Here is a 20,766-nt window from a genome sequence, read left to right as displayed (position 1 = left end):
TTAGGAAAATTAGCATAGATATTCAAATGTTGTTGAACATAACAGGGGATATTGGGCTTTTTATGGAAAGATTTTTTCAGGTGCTTTTTTTTTAATCGAACAATCTGATTGTTCAAGATAAATGTTGCCAGTCGGCATCAGGCAAGTATAATGGCAGCGTTTTCCAAGAAACACATCACTTCGTGCCGGAGTGGCGGAATTGGTAGACGCAGTTGATTCAAAATCAACCGCCTTCGGGTGTGCCGGTTCGAGTCCGGCCTTCGGCACCATAAGAACATCAAGAGACGTCAACTGACGTCTTTTTTTGTATCTGAAATCCCAGTTTTACAAGGCTTTTCCCCACTTTTCAGTCTTCCCAAGTATACTAAGGTCAACCCACATCAAGTACCTGCTGTTGGTATATGTGTTGGTATCTCTCGATTCGATAATAGTTTGTACCAACAGAAGGAGATAAATCATGGCTCTTACTGATGCTAAAGTCAGGGCTGCCAAGCCTTTGGATAAATCGTATAAATTAACAGACGGTGATGGTATGCACTTGATGGTACATACCAACGGCTCAAAATATTGGCGTTTGCAGTATCGCTTTGGTGGTAAGCAAAAAATGTTGGCTCTGGGTGTTTATCCTGACATATCGCTTGCAGAAGCCAGAGAGAAAAGAGATGCCGCCAGAAAGTTAATTGCTAATGGTTTTGATCCAAGCGAAAAACGCAAAGAAGTAAAAGAAGAACAGCAAAAGGAATTCAATACCTTTGAGAAAGTCGCTCGTGATTGGCACGCAACCAACAAGAAGTGGTCCGAAGGACATAGCCATCGAGTCCTCAAAAGCCTTGAAGACAATATCTTTGCTGCTATCGGTAAACGTAATATTGCCGAACTAAAAACTCGCGACCTCCTCGAACCGATTAAAGCCGTGGAGATGTCTGGACGTCTTGAAGTGGCGGCACGTCTACAACAACGTGTGACAGCCATAATGCGTTATGCCGTACAAAGTGGTTTAATCGACTATAACCCAGCGCAAGATATGGCTGGTGCAGTTGCCACTGGTAAACGAGTCCATAGAGCTGCATTAGAACTTAAACGCTTACCTGAGTTCTTACAACGCATCGATGATTATAAGGGAAGACCTTTAACTAAACTTGCTGTCAAACTTACCTTGTTAGTCTTCATTCGTTCTAGTGAACTGCGTTTCGCCCGTTGGGATGAAATCGATTTTGAAAATGCCATGTGGACGATCCCTGCTGAACGCGAAGTGATAGAAGGGGTTAAACACTCACATCGCGGATCAAAAATGCGTACCCCCCATTTAGTCCCTTTAAGCCGACAAGCTATTGAGATCTTAAAGCAAATCTATCAATTCAGCGGTAACCACGAACTGATCTTTATCGGCGATCATAACCCTAGAAAACCAATGAGTGAAAATACGGTAAACAACGCATTACGTGTGATGGGCTATGATACTAAGACGGAAGTTTGTGGGCATGGTTTTAGAACAATGGCGTGTAGTTCGTTGATTGAGTCAGGGCTATGGTCGAAGGATGCAGTAGAAAGGCAGATGAGCCACCAAGAGCGCAACTCGGTAAGGGCTGCTTATATTCATAAGGCTGAGCATATTGAGGAAAGGCGGCTAATGGTGCAATGGTGGGCTGATTATCTGGATGCGAATAGAGTGAAGGAAGTTTCGCCTTTTAGTTTTGCTAAGTTGAGTGACTCATTAAAGGCAATTTAAATTAGATTATTAAGTTGTTGGGGGAATAAATGAAAGCTAGCAGGGCTTGGTTTCCGTCATTTGGTAAGTATGATACGGCATGAAAAAATCTATAACCCAGAGCGGATGAGAAACCAGCCTGCTTGTACCGGTAAAAATACGAACCGTGCTAATTATAACAATGTTCAGTATATGAGGTAGGGAAATGATGCAAGCTCAAGCTGTAGTTGGAAGGGATATTGATTATAGCGTCTTGACAGAGACATCTCTCCAATGGTTAGACCAAGTAGCTCGTTTAGGAACGCGATACAGCTCTTTATAGCAGTGTTCTAGGAATGAATTCATTTCCAATGCATCAAACTGGCGCCATTTCAGCCATATAAGAGGTAAATTACTTACCCAGTTCTCATTTCGGTACTCAATGGTCTTTATTTCATGCTCGACAATCTCACTTTATGTATATTTGCGCCATTTTTTTTGCATTAACATCGATGATGCAGTTTTATCTTGACATTTAACTAGGATTAATAGATTATTTTTACATCATTGACGATGAAGAGGGTGAGGATGTGAAGCTCAAACAGATAGCAACCATCAATGCGGGTTATCCATTTCGGGGTAAAATCCCTGAAGTGCCAGGCTCTGCTGTGGTCGCGGTTCAGATGAAGGATATCTCGCTAACCGACGGGATTTGCTGGTCAGACTGTTTGGAAACCATGCTCCCCGGCAAGCGTGAACCCGACTACCTCACCACGGGTGATATTTTAGTGGCCGCCCGAGGCAGCCATAACTACGCCATACAGGTGGATCAGTTATTGGCTACCACAGGTAAACAGGCCGTTGCCGCGCCACATTTTTTTGTAATCAGCCTGAAGAAGAAAGACATTCTGCCTGAATTTATGGTTTGGCTACTGAATCAGGTACCGGCTCAGCGTTATTTTGAGCAGAATGCCGAAGGCACTTTAACAAAAAGCATTCGCCGCAGTGTGTTGGAAGATGCACCTGTCGTTGTTCCGACACTTGCCAAGCAGCGAGCAATCATTGAGATGGCCAACATCTTGGGCGAAGAGCAAAGGCTGATACAGAGGCTAGTAAATAACGGCAAGCGCATGATGGGCTCAATCGCTAACGACTTATACCAAGCGCATGGTCATTAAACAGCTAGCATAAAGCATTTAAGACTTGAACCGGGCCAGTCACTAATTGGCCCCACTAAAAGGAAGCAATGGATGAACGATACAGCCATGAACGGTACCGATAAAATTAACCAAGACAGCATCAACAAAGCGCTGTGGAACGCCTGCGATACCTTTCGCGGTACCATCAGCGCCGACACCTATAAAGACTTCATCCTGACCATGCTGTTCCTCAAGTACATCTCAGACGTATGGCAGGATCACTACGATGGTTACAAGGCCGAATACGGTGACGAGCCAGAACTTATCGAAGAGATGATGAAAAACGAGCGGTTTGTACTGCCCAAAGCGGCCAGTTTCTACTCCCTGTACGAACGCCGTCACGAACCCGGCAATGGTGAGCGCATCGACCAGGCGTTGCACGCTATCGAAGAAGCCAACGGTACCAAACTCAAAGACGCTGGTAAAAGTGTGTTCCAAGACATCAGCTTTAACACCGACAAACTGGGTGAAGAGAAGCAAAAGAACACCATTCTGCGTCATCTACTGGAAGACTTTGCTAAGCCGGAACTGAACCTAAAACCAAGCCGTGTCGGCATGCTGGATGTGATCGGTAATGCTTACGAATACCTGATTAAAAACTTCGCCGCTAGTGGTGGTCAGAAAGCCGGTGAATTTTATACCCCGCCAGAAGTCAGTGACTTGATCACCGAGTTGCTAGACCCGCAACCGGGCGACAGCATCTGCGACCCTGCCTGTGGTTCTGGCTCTCTACTAATGAAGTGTGGCCGCAAAGTCGTGGCGAATCACGGTAGTAAGCAATACGCCTTGTACGGACAAGAAGCTATTGGCTCTACCTGGTCGCTGGCCAAGATGAACATGTTCTTGCACGGTGAAGACAATCACAAAATCGAATGGGGCGACACTATCCGCAATCCCAAGCTTCTGGATAAAAACGGCGACTTAATGCTGTTTGATATCGTCACCGCCAACCCACCGTTCTCTTTAGATAAATGGGGTCACGACGAAGCCGAGCACGACAAATTCAGTCGTTTTCGCCGGGGCGTACCGCCAAAAACCAAAGGTGACTACGCCTTTATCCTGCACATGATCGAAACCCTGAAGCCAAAAACAGGCCGAATGGGCGTGGTTGTACCTCATGGCGTACTATTTCGTGGCTCCAGTGAAGGAAAAATCCGCCAAAAACTGATTGATGAAAACCTATTGGATGCAGTGATTGGGCTGCCTGAGAAACTGTTTTATGGTACAGGTATTCCCGCAGCAATTCTGATTTTCAAAAAAGAAAAAGTAGATGGCAACGTCCTGTTTATTGATGCCTCACACGAGTTTAAATCCGGTAAAAATCAGAACCAACTCAGTGAGGAGAATATTGCTAAGATCGTCGCTACCTACAAAGGGGGAGAAAACGTCGATAAATATGCTTATCTTGCTAGCCTGAAAGAGATCGCCGATAACGACTACAACCTGAATATCCCGCGCTACGTCGATACCTTTGAAGAAGAGGAAGAAATTGACCTAATGGCGGTACGTGCCGAGCGTGAGCAGCTAAAAGAACAACTGACGGCACTGGAAATTGAGATGGCCAAGTATCTGGAGGAGCTAGGTTATGGGAATTAGACCATCAGATCTGGGCACATTACCACCAGATTGGAAAGCTGTAAAATTTGGAGCAATTACTAAAGTTCGACAAGGACTACAGATCGCAATTTCTGAAAGATTGACTAAACCAACGGTAGCCTCTCAAGAATATATAACTATTCAGTCAATTAATCGTCAAAATCAGGGGCGTGAGTATGTTGAATCGCCATCAGCGCGAGTGACATGTAAATCTGATGACGTTCTGATGACGAGGACAGGAAATACAGGAATTGTTGTTACTGGGGTTGAGGGAGCTTTCCACAATAACTTCTTTCTAATCGATTTCGACAGAAAAGAGTTAGATAGTATTTTCCTAGTTAATTACTTGCGCTCACCAAGAGTTCAACACGTGCTCCTAACTAAAGCCGGTGCAAGTACAATACCGGACCTGAATCATAAGGATTTTTATTCGATTGATTTCCCTTTGGCGCCACTCTCCGAACAAAAAAAAATCGCTAAAATCCTCTCCACTTGGGATAAGGCCATCACCACCACCGAACAACTGCTCGCCAATAGCCAACAGCAGAAAAAAGCCCTGATGCAACAACTGCTCACAGGCAAAAAACGCCTGTTGGATAAGAATGGGGTTAAGTTTAGTGGGGAGTGGATTCACGGTCGGCTTGGAGATCTTTGCGTATTCAAAGGTGGATCTGCGTTCAAGGAAGTGTATCAAGGACAATCGGAGGGTGAGTTGCCGTTCATTAAAGTTAGTGACATGAGCTTGCCTGGCAATGAAAGAAGCATTGAATACTCGAATAACTGGGTGAGCATTGAAACGGCGAAGTTAATGAAAGCAAAACCTTTTCCAGAAAGGTCTATCGTTTTTGCTAAGGTTGGTGCTGCTCTGCTTCTTAATAGAAGAAGAATTCTCTCAAGGCCGACGATTCTTGATAACAACATGATGGCAGCAACTCCATCTAGCGCAGCAGATACTGAGTTTCTGTATCAGCTCCTTATAGCTATAGATTTCGCAAGGTTTGTACAAGAAGGTGCAGTTCCTTCCATAAATCAGGGGGATTTATCCTCTTTCATACTTAGCTACCCCTATGTGGAAGAACAACAAAAAATTGCGGCTGTGCTGTCCTCCGCCGATCAGGAAATCTCTGCTTTGCAACAAAAGATCGATGCTTTAAAGCAAGAGAAGAAAGCCTTAATGCAGCAATTGCTGACTGGTAAGCGAAGAGTAAAAATTGATGATAAGGAGTTTGTATAATGGCAAAAGGTAAGAATCAACACGTAGTTAAACATCCAAATGGGTGGGCTGTAAAAGGCGCAGGTAACTCAAAAGCGACCAAGGTCACCAAAACACAAAAAGAAGCCATCGAAGTTGCTGAAGAGATCGCTCGCAATCAGCAATCCGATACAAAAATTCATGGCACTGACGGAAAAATCCGGGCTGGCAATAGCTACGGGAATGACCCTCACCCGCCTAAAGATAAAAAATAAGGACGTTTATGACTACTTCGGAGATGTTTACTGATTTTTTGGAAAATTTGGCCATTGATAACGGAACGTCAATTACTTCTAAGTATGAAGAAATTACATCCGCACTGAACAAAAAATTTAGGGATACGGAATCTAAAACTGCCAATAGTTTGCAGGTTGGTTCTTATGGTCGTTGGACAGGCATTAAAGGCATTTCAGATCTAGATATGCTTTATATCATGCCAGCTTCTAAATGGAATAACTATAAAGACGGAAAACAATCCAAGTTACTCGATGATACGCGTGACGCGATAAAAGCTAGGTATTCAAACACAGAAGTTAAAAAAGACCGTTTGGTTGTTCAAGTGCTGTATAAGAATTTTATTGTGGAAGTTCAGCCAGTATTTGAACAAGATGATGGTAGTTTCAAGTACCCAGATACATACAACGGTGGTAGCTGGAAAATAACAAAGCCACGCGATGAAATTAAAGCCATGAAAGAGTTCGTGGATCAAAAAAATAAGAATCTTCGCAAGCTTTGCAAAATGGCTAGAGCATGGAAAAACAAGCACGGCGAGGGGATGGGAGGACTTTTAATTGATACTCTGGCATACAATTTTTTAAAATCCAGAACGGATTATGACAATCGGTCAGCCGCATTTTATGACCGGATGTGTCGAGATTTCTTCCTTTATTTGTCCGAAGAGCCAAATAAGGACTATTACCTTGCCTTAGGCAGTAATCAACGAGTAAATGTAAAAAGCAAGTTTCAAAGAAAAGCCAAAAAAACTTATGACTTATGTTGCGATGCCATCGCAGCGGGTGAAAATGACTTAGCAAATAAAAAGTGGAAAAAAGTTTTTGGCAGACCTTTCCCGTCAGCTACGAAGGCAGAAGCAAGATCTATTGCTAAAGCCTTCAAAGATACTGAGCAGTTTATCGAGGATTTGTATCCGCTTGATATTCGTTTCAATCTTAAAATCGAATGTGAAGTCTCGCAAGACGGATTTCGTGTAGATTTGCTGCGTACTATGCTTTCCAGAAAGCTTAAGCTTTCCCCTAAGAAACAACTCAACTTTTATGTCGATGAAATAGACGTACCGGGTGAGTTTACTTTGAAATGGAAAGTCTTAAACCGAGGGGCGGAAGCTGAGAGCAGGGATTGCATTCGGGGTGATATCGTCATTGATAAAGGCTTTAGAGAAAAGCAAGAGAAAACTGATTTTGCAGGGGAGCATATAGTTGAATGCTACGCCATTCAAAATGGTGTTGTTGTTGCGAAAGATAGAGTTCACGTGCCGATTCAGTGAGGTGTATATGGAAAATAATAATTTACTTAAGCATATTTCAGAAACTGGTTACAACGTTGGCTATAGTGCAAAGTTGCATTTTGCTAGCTTTGAAATGATTGAAAAAGTTCCGGGCCTTCTCAGCTTTATTTCACTGGCTTTTGGTGTGTATGCTCTAGCATTTGCAGAACTCTCAACCAAGCTAGCGTCGAGTACACTGCTAGTTTTAGGCATCGTTGGACTCTACATCAGTCTTAAGAATTCTGATAAAAGTGATTTTGAGCAAAAAGGCATCGTATTAACAGATTTGTTTAATGAATTAAAACATTTAATGGCTGAAGTAAAGGAAAATACAAAGTCAGCTCAAGAAGCATCAGAAATACTTAAGGATATCGAGAAACGTTATAACACCTGTTGCGCTTCACACCATCCAATGTTTGCAACCTGGTTTGCTCACTATAAGTTTTTTTGGGAGCAGCAAACCGCTTGGATCGGGGAGTATCGCCCTTTTAGTTTTTGGCGAGATAAAGTGCCACTATCTTTGTGGTTCACAATACTTTTAATAATTATTGGATCAGTTTTCTTTTTTTCTGATATTACGGCCATTATTTGCAGTATACCAACAGCATAACCCGAAGCTGCACCTCGGGTATCAGGGGTTGAAGAGAGATAACGAATGACACAATATACACCCAAATTTCAGGAAGAATACAGTGCAAAGTTACCGGCGCTGATGCTATTGACCAACCTAGGGTGGTCATTCCTCTCTCCTGAACTCGCATTAGCCGCCCGCGGTGGTAAAGTTGATGAAGTTGTTTTACGCCAGGTGCTAAGCAGAGAACTCCAGAAGCGCACTTTTACCTTTGCTGGTAAAAACTACCCGCTGTCTGAAAAGTCTATCGACAACCTGATTGCTGAGGTGTGTAGTCCAGCATTAAACGAGGGCCTATTAACTGCTAATGAGCGCCTGTACAACCACCTGCTGTATGGCATCTCTGTCACTGAGTTTGTGGATGGTAAAAAGGCCAGCCCGACTATTGCACTAATTGACTGGCAAAACCCAGTCAATAACAGCTTTGTATTTACCGAAGAATTTACCGTTACCCGTTCTAGCGGAGTCGAAAGCCGCAGACCCGATATTGTCTGCTTTGTTAACGGTATTCCTCTGGTTGTAATTGAGGCCAAGCGCCCGGATGGCAATTCCAAGAAAGGCCCGACAATTGACGAGGGTATCTCGCAAAGCCTACGTAACCAGCGACATGATGAAATCCCGTCATTGTTTGCCTATAGCCAAATATTACTGTCCATAAACGGAAATGAAGGCCGTTATGGTACCAGTGGCACGCCCGCTAAGTTTTGGGCCGCCTGGCGTGAAGAAGATATCTCCGATGCCGAGATGTACGCTACCAAAAACAAAACGCTCAAAGATGAACAGTTGGCAAGCTTATTCAGCCATCGCCCAGCCAAAGATCTGGATTGGTACCAGAGCTTGACCGCTGCGGGGGAGATTGCTGTGACTGGTCAGGATCAATTACTGATAAGTCTGTTAAGCCCTTCCCGGTTACTGGAGATGACCCGTTACTTCACCTTGTTCGATAAAAAGGCTGGCAAAATCATTGCCCGTTATCAGCAGGTATTTGGTATCAAGCGCCTAATTGAACGCATCAATACCCGAAGTAGCACCGGTGGCCGTGAAGGCGGTGTAATCTGGCACACCACGGGTTCTGGTAAGTCATTTACTATGGTGTTTTTAAGTAAGGCGCTGATCCTGCACGAAAGCCTGAAGCAATGCCGTATCGTGGTGGTGACTGACCGGGTAGACCTGGAAACCCAGCTGAGCAAAACCTTTGCCTCGGGCGGTGAACTCGCCGGTAAAAAAGACAAAGAAGCAGCTATGGCCACATCAGGCAAACGCTTGGCTGAACAGATTGGTAAAGGCACGGAGCGAATTATCTTCTCACTGATCCAGAAGTTTAATACCGCTACCAAAATGCCAGAGTGTGTAAACAACAGCTCTGACATCATTGTACTGATTGATGAAGGCCACCGCAGCCAGGGCGGTGAAAACCATATTCGTATGAAGCAGGCTCTGCCTAACGCTGCCTTTGTCGCCTTCACCGGCACACCACTGTTAAAAGACGATAAGACCACAAATAAGTTTGGCCCCATTGTACATGCTTACACCATGCAGCGCGCCGTGGAAGATCAGACAGTGACGCCGCTGCTGTACGAAGAGCGTATTCCCGACCTGGATGTGAATGAACGTGCTATCGACAGTTGGTTTGAGCGTATTACCGAAGGGCTTTCAGAAGAGCAAAAGGCCGACTTAAAGCACAAGTTTGCCAAGAAAGGCCAAATTTATGGTGCGGATGATCGCATTCGCTTGATTGCTTTGGACATAGCCAACCACTTTGTAAAGAATATCGATGAAGGTTTGAAAGGCCAGTTAGCTTGCGATAGCAAGGCCTCGGCTATCAAATACAAAAAGTATCTGGACGAAGCAGGCTTGTTTGAATCTGCCGTCGTGATGAGCCCGCCGGATAGCCGTGAGGGCAACACCGCTGTAGATGAGGCGACCACACCAGAAGTCACCCAGTGGTGGAAGGACAACGTAGGCAGTCAGGATGAGCAGGCTTACACCAAACACTTGATAGAGCGCTTTGATAAAGATGACTCACTGAAGATACTCATCGTGGTCGATAAGTTGCTCACAGGCTTTGATGAGCCGAAAAACGCTGTGCTGTATATCGACAAACCCCTAAAAGAGCACAACCTGATCCAAGCGATTGCACGGGTAAACCGTCTGCACCCGAAGAAAAAATTTGGCATACTTATAGACTATCGGGGCATTTTGGCCGAGCTGGATACCACCATTCAGAAATATCAGGATCTGGCCTCTCGTACCCAAGGCGGTTACGACATCAATGATATTACTGGCCTCTACAACCAGATGAGTACCGAGTACAAGCGCCTGCCACAGCTTTATAAACAGCTATGGGCCATATTCGATGGCGTGAAGAATAAGAACGACATCGAGCAATTGCGCCAGGTACTGGTACCAAAGATTGAAGAGTTCGGCGGCGAGCTGGTTGACGTGCACCTGAAAGTGCGTGAGGACTTCTACGAAGCCCTGACTGCCTTTACTAGTTGTTTGAAGGTAGCGCTGCAATCAGCTACCTTCTTTGAAGACAAAAGCTTTAGTGACCAGGATCGACTCCATTACAAAGAAATGGTAAAGCAATTCTCTAGCTTACGCCAGATGGTACAACAAGATGCGGGAGAGAGGATTGACTACGACGAATACGCTGAGCAGGTAAAAAAGCTACTAGATAAGCATGTGGTGGGTGTCGAGGTTAAAGAACCCGATGGCGTGTATGAAGTGGGCAAAATGGGGAAAAAGCAACAACCTGAGGACTGGAGCGAAGATAAAACGCGCAACGAAACTGACATTATCAAAACGCGCGTAACCCGAATGATTGAGCAAGAGTTACGGGATGATCCCTATGCTCAGGAAGCGTTTTCCAAGTTGCTGCGCCAAGCCATTGAAGAGGCCGAAAAACTGTTCGATCACCCTCTAAAGCAGTATATGCTGTTCCGTGAATTTGAAGAGCAAGTACAAGATAGGCACTTGAACGACATACCCGATGCGTTTACTGGTAATCGTCATGCACAGGCATATTTTGGTGTGTTCAAGAAAGTGCTTCCTGAGGCCTTGGCCGTGCTTGACAGCCAGGTTCAGGATAAGTGGATAAAAGTTGCCTTTGAAATAGACCAGGCGGTAGAAACCTCCGTCGCGGAAAACTCCATAAACCCACAGAACATCGAAGCGGATATTCGTAAAAAGTTACTGCCGCGAATGTTCCAAGAGTGCAAAGCCATTGGTGGGGGTATGGATCAGGCTAAGAAGATTGTTGAGATGATTGTTCAGATCACTCGTGTGGGCTTGAGTGGGGTTTGATATGAAAATTTATTTTTCTGATTTTTTTGACGTTTCACCCAAAGAACTAGAGGAATATGGTGCATTTGACCTTTCATTAATCAATGATCTTCCCCTGTTCATTGACCCATTCCTTTTATTTAATAGCGACAAACCGGAGTATAAGAAACTACATGATGACATTATCCAATATGTTGCATTTTTGCGTGCTCGTTCAGAAAAAGAAGGTATCAGCATAGGTTTAATAAAAGCATGGTTCTTATTCCCAGAAGTAAAACAAACATGGTTTGGATACAGCAAAATTGGTAATGGTGGAAGTGGTCTTGGTCAGAAGTTCGCAAAGTCTCTTAACGAAAATCTGAACACTGTGTTTACGAATTTTGGCACTGAAGAGATTACCAACGGTAGTCACCTTGAGAAACTTTGCTTAATCAAAGATGGCGTTGGAAGAGATAATATAAGCGATTTCACAACCAATCTTATCAAAAAGTTTTTACTTGATTACACTCAAGAGTTCGCTCAGGAGCATATTGATGCTCGTTTTTTATCCACTCATTTAGTTGATAAAGTCGAATTTAACTACAAGACAAGATCATGGATGGCGAAAACCTATACACTACCAATATTTCAAAATGATTATGTACTTTTGACCCCTAAAGACATCCTCACGAAAGATGAAAACTGGATTAATAAGTCTGACATGATTGGTGATTTTAGCGGTGTGCTTGAAAGTATCCCCAATGACCAACTTAGAGCACAGTTGAATGACTATCTAGCCAGGATTCTTCCTGAAGATCCTGATAAAAAAGAGTTTGATAAAGCCGTCGTAAGCTCGATCATAAAATTCCCTCAATATATTGACTATTTTATAAAGCTTAAAGAAGAGAATGGTGACCAGGCTGTTAAGCTTAGTGAGCTAAAGGTAAATGAGACAGAGTATCTGTTCATTCAAAAAGTTAAAGAGCTTGTGAACAGCCTAGAAAAAGATACGACGTTTTATGATCAACCATCAAATTCATTAGACGAAGCGTATCAACGTGTTCTCTTTCTAAAGCAGATGGTAGAAAACAATGATGGTTACAGATTTTTCTATGTAAAAGGAAATCCAATAAAACGAGAGCAAGACCTTCAGCTCCTATTTAAGCTGACATGGTTTGCTAGTAAATATGATGTAAACGCAGAAGTTAATAATGGTCGAGGGCCCGTTGATTTCAAAATATCAAACGGGAGCAAAGATAAATCCCTTGTTGAGTTTAAGTTGGCTTCAAACAAAAAGTTAAAGCAAAACCTGAAACACCAAGTTGAAATTTATGAGGCTGCAAACTGCACCCATCAGTCAATTAAAGTCATTCTCTTTTTCAGCGATTCCGAGCTTGAATCTGTCAGTAAGGTTATGAGGGAGTTAAAACTAAAAGAGGACAAAGGTTTCGTATTAATTGATGCACGCCCGAACAAAGTATCTGCTTCAAATGTAAGAGACATGTTTGAAGATGACTGATTCAACACGCTTTGAATTCCGCTACAGCGATCATCTTATCCCGTTCGAACGAGTAACGAGAAGGTCAGTCTCAAATAGAATATTAATCAAAGTTCATCCAGATTGCAGGGTTATCGTGTCGAGTCCCGAAGATGCAGACAATGATGCGGTTCTTTCTGCTGTTAAGAAGCGTGGGCGTTGGATATACGAACAGCTTAGGGACTTCCGCGAACAACTTGAATTCATCCCCTCTAGACAATACATCAGCGGTGAGAGCCATTACTACCTTGGAAAACAGTATCTGCTGAAAGTGATTGAAGCGCCAGAACAGGTTCAAGGTGTGAAACTACTACGCGGCAAGTTGGAAGTTTCGGTAAGAACAAAGTCCGCTGAAAAGGTTAAAGAGCTACTAACAGACTGGTACAAAGCGCGAGCCAAGGAAACCTTCACCAAGCGGCTCGATACCATGCTGGAACAAGCCCTTTGGGTAGAAGAGCGACCATCGCTGCGTATTCTGACAATGCAAACCCAATGGGGTAGTTGCTCACCTAATGGGCGAATTGCACTGAATCCTCATCTGGTAAAAGCGCCTCGTGAGTGTATTGACTACGTGATTTTACACGAGCTTTGCCACATAGCAGAACATAACCACAGCGAGCGGTTCTACCGGCTAATGAGTCAAGTCATGCCAAAGTGGGAAAAGACCAAAGAACGACTGGATGGGATGGCTTCCGTCTATATTGAATGGTGACCAGAGAATGACAAATAGAATACAAGTGCAAAGCGTAGTGAAAATGCAGGAAGTTAAACAGTCAAATTTATCAGATACTGAGTTAGCAACCAGGCTATCTATACGCTACCTAATTTAAATTTTGTTGTTTACACATGCGTCAAATACTTATTCAAAGTTTTATCTGGTATGAACATTAATAAATAGGCTATATTAATATAGTCGTTATTTATGGTTCCTCAACCACTACTCAAAATAATCCATATCTAGCTTCGGTAACTTAATAATTTGTGAACTAACGCCTATCTCGTTATCCATCATTAGGTTAACTAAGCGGTTACCATCAATAAGAACTAATCCCTCAACGGATTTAGCAAAATCAATCGCATGAGCGGTATAGCCAGAGGTAGTAATAAAAATGCCACGTTTGGCTTTTTGCCCTGCAAGAGCGCCATAAAAGGCTTGTAAGTCAGGGCGACCTACGGTGCCTTGCCAGCGTTTTGCTTGTACATAAATTCGTTCTAACCCAAGTTTGTCTAACGAAATGATCCCATCAATCCCACCGTCACCTGTACCGCCAACTCGTTGTAAATCATCACGATGACTGCCATAACCTAATTTATGTAGAACATCTAATACAATGAATTCGAAGCGGGTAGGGGATATTTGAAGTAAATTTGCCAGTAAATCAATGGCGACAGATTCACGAATTTCTTTCAGTGCATCATTTAAGCGATCATCAGGGCTGCGGGCTTGCGAAGGTGTGTCTGAATCTATTTGTGTATCTTCATCGAGTAGAACAGCATCAGGATTCGTTTTAAGTTTTATGTTCATAAAGTCAAAAGCTAAGTGATTAACTTGATCTTTACTCAGAGGGAATGGGTTATTTTTAATCCATTCTAAGCCACTCTCCGTTAAGCACCACTTTCCTCGAGATAGGCTTTGTGAAAGCCCAGCTCGTTTTAACCTGTCATGAGCCCAACCAGCACGGTTTTTATAGACTAATTGACCACTTGAAATCAGTTCGGAGCGCTGGTCGTCATCTAACCCCAGAATGTCTGCAGCACCTTCATGAACATCTTTGGCAGCAATACCTTCAGGGTGATGTTTTAAAAACCTTAGTACAGGCTCAATAAATTTATCGTAGGTTGGAACTGTCATGGAAACCTTCTATAAGAGATACTTAACATGAATTTCTATACTATGGCATTTAACATCATGGATGTTAAGTTAGACATTGGATATTTAATTGTGTGTAACTCTCATATCCAGAATTTATGTAAAGTCATGCATAAAATATCAAAATGTTTCCAAGTACCTTGAGTTTATTATTAGCAATGATATAAACCTATTTTCATTATTGTTGATTAATTGAAAGAAAAATGTCGTTTGTGGATGTTAAGTAATACATTAGCATCCATTATCCTTGGTTTTCAATTTGCTAGCCAATGATCAACTTCACCAGCTGTTCTTCAGTTTTCGTCTTCAGGATATTTAGCCAATTATCTAACGGGAAACCCAGCATTAAATCATACCAGCACAGTCACATCAGTTTGGGATGTAGTTCAGGATTATTGAATTGGTTAAACAGACTAATCAGTTTGTTGGCAAATGGACGTTGCCCAAACGTTCTCGTTGAGAAAGATACCCTTGAGCATCGGATGGTATCTTAGCAGGCGATTATCGACGATTAATCTGACATCCATATCAGTTTGAACAGATAATGGCTCAGAAAGCGTTTTACTGTGTATTAAGCGGTACAGGCATCTGGGGATGACAGCGGGTACGCTGTCGGTATCAGGAAAGCGTATATTTGCTACCATCAGCTGGAACTATTCTTGATATAGGGATGGGACATTTTGTGAGCGACAGTAAGTTTGGCAAGGTCATTCAGTTAGGGTTGGTAAAAGCGTAGCAATGTCTCATGAAGAGCATGATATTATTTCATAATGGAATTTTCGGTGTGATTTAAATGTTGGTGCTATCAGCGCAGAAAGGATAGCGGTACGATGGTTACGCTCTGGATTCGGCAATACGTGCTTGTAGCCAACTTTCAACTTCGCTCTTTAACCAACGAGAGCTACGCCCCAATTTTATTGGTTTAGGGAACTCTCCATCTTGTATCAATTTATAGAACCATTTATCAGTTAACCCAGTTAAACGGGTAATAAATTTCATATCAACGAATTGGTCATTTAATAAGGGAATAGCTTGAGTGCTCATTATTGAACTCCTGTCTTTAAAGTTAAAAGGCAGAAGGGATATCGATAAGTGTTTAGGGATATCTCTCTTCCAAAAGATATCCCCCTCATGTTTTTTATTGGTAGATTAACGGCTGCATCCGAAAGAACGCTCACCATCACCATAATATTTTGTATGTTCTTTGGCTAAGTAACGACAGCGCTGGTTTAATTCGAATATCGTACTTTCATTGTTGGCATTATTGTTATCTAGCCAAGTAACAGCGTTATCTGGGATATGAACTAAATAACGCTCCGTAGAGTAGTTAACACCAATTGCACTACACCATGCTTGTTGTACTAATGCATAAAGCGTTCCTTCCGCTCTAGTGTAATCACCTAAACTCCAATAGACGTCCTTATTGACTAGCAGCAATAAGTGATAGTGCTTCCTGCGATTGATTTCACCAAACTCTCTCACCCAAACATAAGATAAGGAGCATGAATAGTTGCGATCCCATACTTTATTTTTACGTTTAAGGTCTGCATCTATTTTGGCTTTTAGGGATTCAATGAAACGAGTTATGACAGTTGAATCCTCATGGTAACAAGTTGTCGATGATGGGAAGCGTAAATCGACGCGAATAGCTGTGACACGATTATAGGTTAATAGTGATTTACGGACTGTTCGATCTATCTGACGAAGATAGTCCTCATTGTAGGTATAACTAGACATGATTTATTCCTTAAGGTTTTTTAAGTCATATCTAGTTCGATGGATGTAAAAAATAGATAAGTTAGTCAAGATTACTTGAGTGATCTTTAGGTCTATAAAATGCCATTCTTACTCTATTAAATATATAACTATACCAGCACCGTTTTTACACACAGAAGTCCTGCTTGTCAGAGGCTCAGTGACTCATCTCATTAAAAAGTACTCTGATATTAATTTTCTAACGCGAAATGGATAACAGCGTCACTTTCACAATATTAGAATTATTTTTTTAGTATGCTTATCAATAAAAACAGCATTATTGTATTAGTATAAGCCTAATAATCTATGTATAACCCTTTAAAATTAAGGAATGAAAGAACATGAATATCACGATTAAATCATGAATAAAAATGTATTTTAATTAGTTATTTATTGGTGGTTTTAATAGTTTTTTATTACCGTATAATAAAATAATCATCATATTTTAATTGATAAAAAAATGAGGCTTTCATGACGATGAATTATTCATATATAGAGAACGAAATTTATGGTTATATGAGAAAGAATAAAGTTTTTTGTTACCTCATATGGCGTGTGTTGAGCAACAGCAAAGACGCTAATTTTTATATGTTTAAAATACGAAACTACTTAACAGATCTCACAGTTAAGGACGACTTTAGTAGTGTTATAAAAACAGTAACGAACGGTTTTTTTGATAAGAAATTTATTTTTGCACCGAAGAGTCATGAAGGGCGATATGTAGAATCTATTGAATATATTAACTTTGTTGTAGCTAGGCTTAATGCTTTTCAATACTCAGATTATGTTAATGATATATATAGTATGCTTGACTACTTAAGAAATGACGTAATTAAGAAAACCTGCCATTACAAGTACTTTGATTGGTTAAAACCATCCGATATAAAAATGTGCAAGTGGGTCTATAACTATCTGGTCAAAAGTAAAGCATTGACTAAAACCGAATATCAGGATAGTGAAGAGCTTTATCTTTACATTGTGACTGGTTTTTATTTATGGCAATCACCCCAAGATGAAAAAGATAAGCGCTATAAAAAATTACTCCTAGCTCGAAATGAGCGAAAACACAGAACAACTACTCAATCAAAAGGTTCGGTAAGGCCAAAAAAAACACCGAAAGATATTCAACTTTCAGCAGAGGCAAGAACTAAACTGACAGAGTTAGCCCTTAACTATGGTGTACCCGCGTCGGAGTGGTTAAATAGCTTCATTATTGATGAATATGAAAAAATGAAATAAATTTCAAATATATATCATCTATGCGAACTTAACATATATTAAGGTTGCAACGATGAATAAACTCGAAAATCATTTTCTTTTCCTCCCTAAAGGGGCTAAGGATGTGTTTTTATCCCATTTGAATAAACTTATCAATTACTCCCCAACTATCGGCCTGATGGGCAAGACAGGAGCTGGAAAATCTAGCTTAATCAATGCTCTATTCCAATCTCAACTGTCGCCTGTGAGTAATGTCTCTGGCTGCACACGCCAAGCTCAACGCTTCAGTATGGCTACACTCACCTTTGTTGATTTACCCGGCGTAGGTGAAAGCCTTGAGCGAGATAAAGAGTATCACCAGCTCTATCGTAACTTACTGCCAGAGCTGGATTTAATCATCTGGGTACTTAAGGCCGATGATAGAGCGTGGTCTTCTGATGAACAGTGTTATCGCTTTCTCACTGAGCAATGTGGTTATCAACCAAGTCGCTTTCTATTTGTGCTGAACCAAGCAGACAAAATAGAGCCCTGCCGCCAGTGGGATGAACCCAACCACCAGCCATCCCATGAGCAAGCGGCTAACTTGGAATTAAAGCAACAAGCAGTGATAACAGTATTTAAGCCGCATCATCCTGTGATGACCGTTTCTGCGGCAGAAGGCTTTCAACTCACTGAATTAGCAGAGCAATTAATACAGGCGTTACCAGCGCAAGCCAGTAGCGGTGTCGCTAGGCAACTGAACAGCACTTACCGGACGCAATCTGTGGAAAATTCTGCACGTAACGATTTTGGGCAATGTGTCAGTGATATCGTCGATACCATAATCGATATTATTCCATTACCCACATTGATAAAACATACGATCAGCACTGTCAAAAACAGCATTGTATCCGTTGCTAAATCCCTGTGGAGTTTTTTCTTTTAACTTCTTAAATTAGCGCGACATTGATGACATCAAGCGCCAGTCCTTAACGGGATTGGCGCTTTTTTATTTCTTTTTAATGGAGTATCAACGAATGAATCATTCAACCGAATCTGCTATCACAATGGAATTAGCCACTGATGAACAACGCCTTGATTTTTGGTTCAACCATTTTGGTGCAGTGAAAGGCTGGGCTACCTTTGAAGTGGTGATCTTCACCACGATGGGTCAATTCTGCGACGAATATCATGGCGGTTACTGGGAGTACGGCGTGCTCAGTAATGGCGGTGCCTTTATATTCCCCGATATCAACGCAGACACCTTAACCCTATTCAACATGCACAACGGCAATGAAGCCACCGTGAGCCAAGAGGCAGCAGGCATTGCGGTGTGTCTTATCCTGTACAGCATTTGGTCATTCCAAACGGAAAGCGAAGTGATGTGCGACCGCTTTTATCAGCTGCGTGACTACGCTTCACAACATCCCGAATCCGCTGCCATTTTCCACTTAATTGATTAATCCGGAGTTTTATCATGAGTTTATTAGCCTCTCGTTTTGGTTCAGCAAATAGTATCCGTCGTGACCGTCCACTGACCATCGAAGAATTATTCCGTACTGTACCGAGTGTATTTTCTGAAGAAAAACACGATTCACGCAGTGAACGCTATACCTACATCCCCACCATTACCTTGTTAGACAGCCTGCAAAAAGAAGGTTTTTATCCGTTCTTTGCTTGCCAGACTCGGGTACGGGATATCCGTCGTCGAGAGCACACCAAGCATATGTTACGGCTCAGACGACATGACCAAATCACGGGTATACAAGTCCCTGAAATTATTCTGCTTAATAGCCATGATGGCTCAAGCAGCTATCAGATGTTGCCGGGACTCTTTAGAGCCGTGTGCTCCAACGGTTTGGTGTGCGGTGATGTATTAGGGGAAGTGCGTGTCCCCCATAAAGGGGATGTGGTAGGTAAAGTGATTGAAGGAGCCTATGAGGTACTCGATACGTTTGAGCAGGTCGCTGAAAAACGCGAAAGTATGCAGTCGTTATTGCTACCTCCACCCGCCCAGCAAGCCTTTGCTGAAGCAGCTTTGACCTACCGCTTTGGTGAAGAGTTCCAGCCCGTCACGCGAGAGCAAATTCTACTGCCTCGACGCTTTGAAGATAAGAAAGAAGACCTTTGGACGGTGTACCAATGTTTACAAGAAAACCTGATTAAAGGGGGATTATCAGGCAGAACTGCAAAAGGTAAACGCGCTCGTACTCGTTCGGTGAATGGGATTGATGGCGATATCAAACTCAATAAAGCCCTGTGGGTGATGGCGGATACCTTATTTAACCAACTCGCTCCCCGCCAGCCCAACTAATTTTCCCGCCCTGACAGGTTGTGTCGTTACGCCTTACATTCCTATCGTTCAAATAAACAGAATAGCGTTATTTATCAATGAATTAATTATGGCGATTTTTCACTAAAAAGCCGAATGAGAATTTTTCCCAACAGACATAACCTGTCAATCCCCTAAGTTAAACTCCCTCACTTCTTAATTTCCTAACGTCTGTTATTGAGAGCAATACGTTATGTTTCAGACCAACCGAAAATATGACCGCATGGCTGTGCGACTCTCTGCGCTGATTACCCGCTTAATGGCAGGAGAAAGCCTTGTGCTCTCATGTTTAGCCCAAGAGTTCAACGTTTCTGAACGCACGTTACAACGGGATTTACGTGAACGCTTGGCTTATCTGGGGGTAGAAGGTCGGCAAGGTTGTTATCGCTTGCCTATCAATACACTAAAAGCTTATCGAGACAAAGATGTTCTTACCTTTGTGAAACAGATTGGAATGACTCGGTTGTTTCCGGGGCTAGATAGCCGCTTACTCGGGTTACTGTTAACCCAGCAGCCCCATGCGCCTTGTTTGATTTGGCATCATGCCCATAAGATTTCGGCTTTGCATGCCGACCATTTCTATCAATTGGTGTATGCCATTACCAGTAAGCAATCCATTAGCTTACTCACGCCTGAGCGTCGTTTTAATCCACTACAACCTTATCAACTCATTTATCGTGAAGGCCAGTGGTATTTATTGGCGGAATACCACCAGCAAGTACACGTCTTGTTGTTAGAGGATATCCAGCAAGTTCAATCACTCAATACCCCCTTCACACCGAAACACGCAGTGATGCAACTGTCACAACAAAACAGTTTTATCGCGGCATTACCGCATTTTAGATTGATATCACAATTACTTACCTCTCTTCCATCACACAAAGAAAGGAGCCGACCATGACGCTATTAACCCCACCAGCATCGCATCCAACACATTGCCCG

14 protein-coding genes, 1 tRNA gene and 4 pseudogenes are annotated in these 20,766 nt (G+C 42.5%); 16 read left to right on the top strand and 3 right to left on the bottom strand.

All coding sequences use genetic code 11. The features are described 5' to 3' along the window. The first annotated feature begins 184 nt into the window (after positions 1 to 184). The 11 genes and pseudogenes from GKR74_RS06545 to GKR74_RS06495 all read left to right on the top strand — a co-directional run bounded on the left by GKR74_RS06545 (position 185) and on the right by GKR74_RS06495 (position 13,400). Positions 185 to 269 (top strand) — tRNA-Leu (locus GKR74_RS06545). A gap of 188 nt (positions 270 to 457) precedes the next feature. Continuing rightward, positions 458 to 1,729, top strand: coding sequence for a tyrosine-type recombinase/integrase (locus tag GKR74_RS06540; RefSeq protein WP_154602991.1), 1,272 nt, complete (start codon positions 458 to 460; stop codon positions 1,727 to 1,729). A gap of 548 nt (positions 1,730 to 2,277) precedes the next feature. Next, positions 2,278 to 2,865 (top strand): restriction endonuclease subunit S, encoded by a 588-nt coding sequence (locus tag GKR74_RS06535; RefSeq protein ID WP_230089130.1) that lies wholly within the window; start codon positions 2,278 to 2,280, stop codon positions 2,863 to 2,865. Between the two features lie 87 nt (positions 2,866 to 2,952). Beyond that, positions 2,953 to 4,482 (top strand): type I restriction-modification system subunit M, encoded by a 1,530-nt coding sequence (locus GKR74_RS06530; protein ID WP_195848757.1) that lies wholly within the window; start codon positions 2,953 to 2,955, stop codon positions 4,480 to 4,482. Next, complete coding sequence (locus tag GKR74_RS06525) at positions 4,472 to 5,716, top strand: restriction endonuclease subunit S (RefSeq protein ID WP_154602989.1); 1,245 nt, start codon at positions 4,472 to 4,474, stop codon at positions 5,714 to 5,716. The genes GKR74_RS06530 and GKR74_RS06525 overlap by 11 nt, the downstream gene beginning before the upstream one ends. Next, the gene (locus GKR74_RS06520; RefSeq protein WP_154602988.1) at positions 5,716 to 5,949 is read left to right on the top strand and encodes a DUF2188 domain-containing protein; all 234 of its coding nucleotides are present in this window, start codon (positions 5,716 to 5,718) and stop codon (positions 5,947 to 5,949) included. The genes GKR74_RS06525 and GKR74_RS06520 overlap by 1 nt, the downstream gene beginning before the upstream one ends. A gap of 8 nt (positions 5,950 to 5,957) precedes the next feature. Further along, positions 5,958 to 7,256: pseudogene (locus GKR74_RS06515) on the top strand (SMODS domain-containing nucleotidyltransferase). Beyond that, positions 7,246 to 7,848 (top strand): SLATT domain-containing protein, encoded by a 603-nt coding sequence (locus GKR74_RS06510; RefSeq protein WP_099432994.1) that lies wholly within the window; start codon positions 7,246 to 7,248, stop codon positions 7,846 to 7,848. Before GKR74_RS06515 ends, GKR74_RS06510 begins: the two are co-directional and overlap by 11 nt. A gap of 45 nt (positions 7,849 to 7,893) precedes the next feature. Further along, positions 7,894 to 11,163, top strand: a pseudogene (locus tag GKR74_RS06505) (type I restriction endonuclease subunit R); the annotation flags it as partial. A gap of 13 nt (positions 11,164 to 11,176) precedes the next feature. Further along, complete coding sequence (locus tag GKR74_RS06500; protein WP_154602985.1) at positions 11,177 to 12,652, top strand: hypothetical protein; 1,476 nt, start codon at positions 11,177 to 11,179, stop codon at positions 12,650 to 12,652. Next, positions 12,645 to 13,400, top strand: a pseudogene (locus GKR74_RS06495) (M48 family metallopeptidase). Before GKR74_RS06500 ends, GKR74_RS06495 begins: the two are co-directional and overlap by 8 nt. A gap of 207 nt (positions 13,401 to 13,607) precedes the next feature. Here GKR74_RS06495 and GKR74_RS06490 read toward each other — a convergent pair. From GKR74_RS06490 to GKR74_RS06480, 3 genes are all read right to left on the bottom strand, one after another. Then, the gene (locus GKR74_RS06490; RefSeq protein ID WP_154602983.1) at positions 13,608 to 14,522 is read right to left on the bottom strand and encodes a restriction endonuclease; all 915 of its coding nucleotides are present in this window, start codon (positions 14,520 to 14,522) and stop codon (positions 13,608 to 13,610) included. Positions 14,523 to 15,374: 852 nt separating this feature from the next. Further along, positions 15,375 to 15,584 (bottom strand): helix-turn-helix transcriptional regulator, encoded by a 210-nt coding sequence (locus GKR74_RS06485; protein WP_154602982.1) that lies wholly within the window; start codon positions 15,582 to 15,584, stop codon positions 15,375 to 15,377. A gap of 105 nt (positions 15,585 to 15,689) precedes the next feature. Beyond that, positions 15,690 to 16,277 (bottom strand): inovirus Gp2 family protein, encoded by a 588-nt coding sequence (locus tag GKR74_RS06480; RefSeq protein WP_154602981.1) that lies wholly within the window; start codon positions 16,275 to 16,277, stop codon positions 15,690 to 15,692. Between the two features lie 489 nt (positions 16,278 to 16,766). Between GKR74_RS06480 and GKR74_RS06475 the strand changes: the two genes are divergently transcribed. The 5 genes and pseudogenes from GKR74_RS06475 (at position 16,767) to GKR74_RS18165 (ending at position 20,734) form a co-directional block, all read left to right on the top strand. After that, positions 16,767 to 17,534 carry a hypothetical protein gene (locus tag GKR74_RS06475; RefSeq protein WP_154602980.1) on the top strand — a complete coding sequence of 256 codons (768 nt, stop codon included), beginning with the start codon at positions 16,767 to 16,769 and terminating at the stop codon, positions 17,532 to 17,534. Between the two features lie 52 nt (positions 17,535 to 17,586). After that, a complete protein-coding gene (locus tag GKR74_RS06470; RefSeq protein WP_154602979.1) occupies positions 17,587 to 18,438 on the top strand; it encodes a GTPase family protein in 852 nt (283 codons plus the stop codon). 91 nt (positions 18,439 to 18,529) lie between these two features. Continuing rightward, entirely contained in the window at positions 18,530 to 18,955 is a 426-nt protein-coding gene (locus GKR74_RS06465; RefSeq protein ID WP_154602978.1) for an antirestriction protein, read from the top strand. 14 nt (positions 18,956 to 18,969) lie between these two features. Further along, positions 18,970 to 19,806 (top strand): DUF932 domain-containing protein, encoded by an 837-nt coding sequence (locus tag GKR74_RS06460; RefSeq protein ID WP_154602977.1) that lies wholly within the window; start codon positions 18,970 to 18,972, stop codon positions 19,804 to 19,806. A 211-nt stretch (positions 19,807 to 20,017) separates the two neighbouring features. After that, positions 20,018 to 20,734 (top strand): annotated as a pseudogene (locus tag GKR74_RS18165) (helix-turn-helix transcriptional regulator). Positions 20,735 to 20,766 lie beyond the last annotated feature (32 nt).

It is taken from the genome of Providencia sp. wls1914 (assembly GCF_009706645.1).
Lineage (GTDB): Bacteria > Pseudomonadota > Gammaproteobacteria > Enterobacterales > Enterobacteriaceae > Providencia > Providencia zhijiangensis.
The sequence above is the reverse complement of the archived record's forward strand: the minus strand, read 5'-3'. Positions and strand labels throughout refer to the sequence as shown.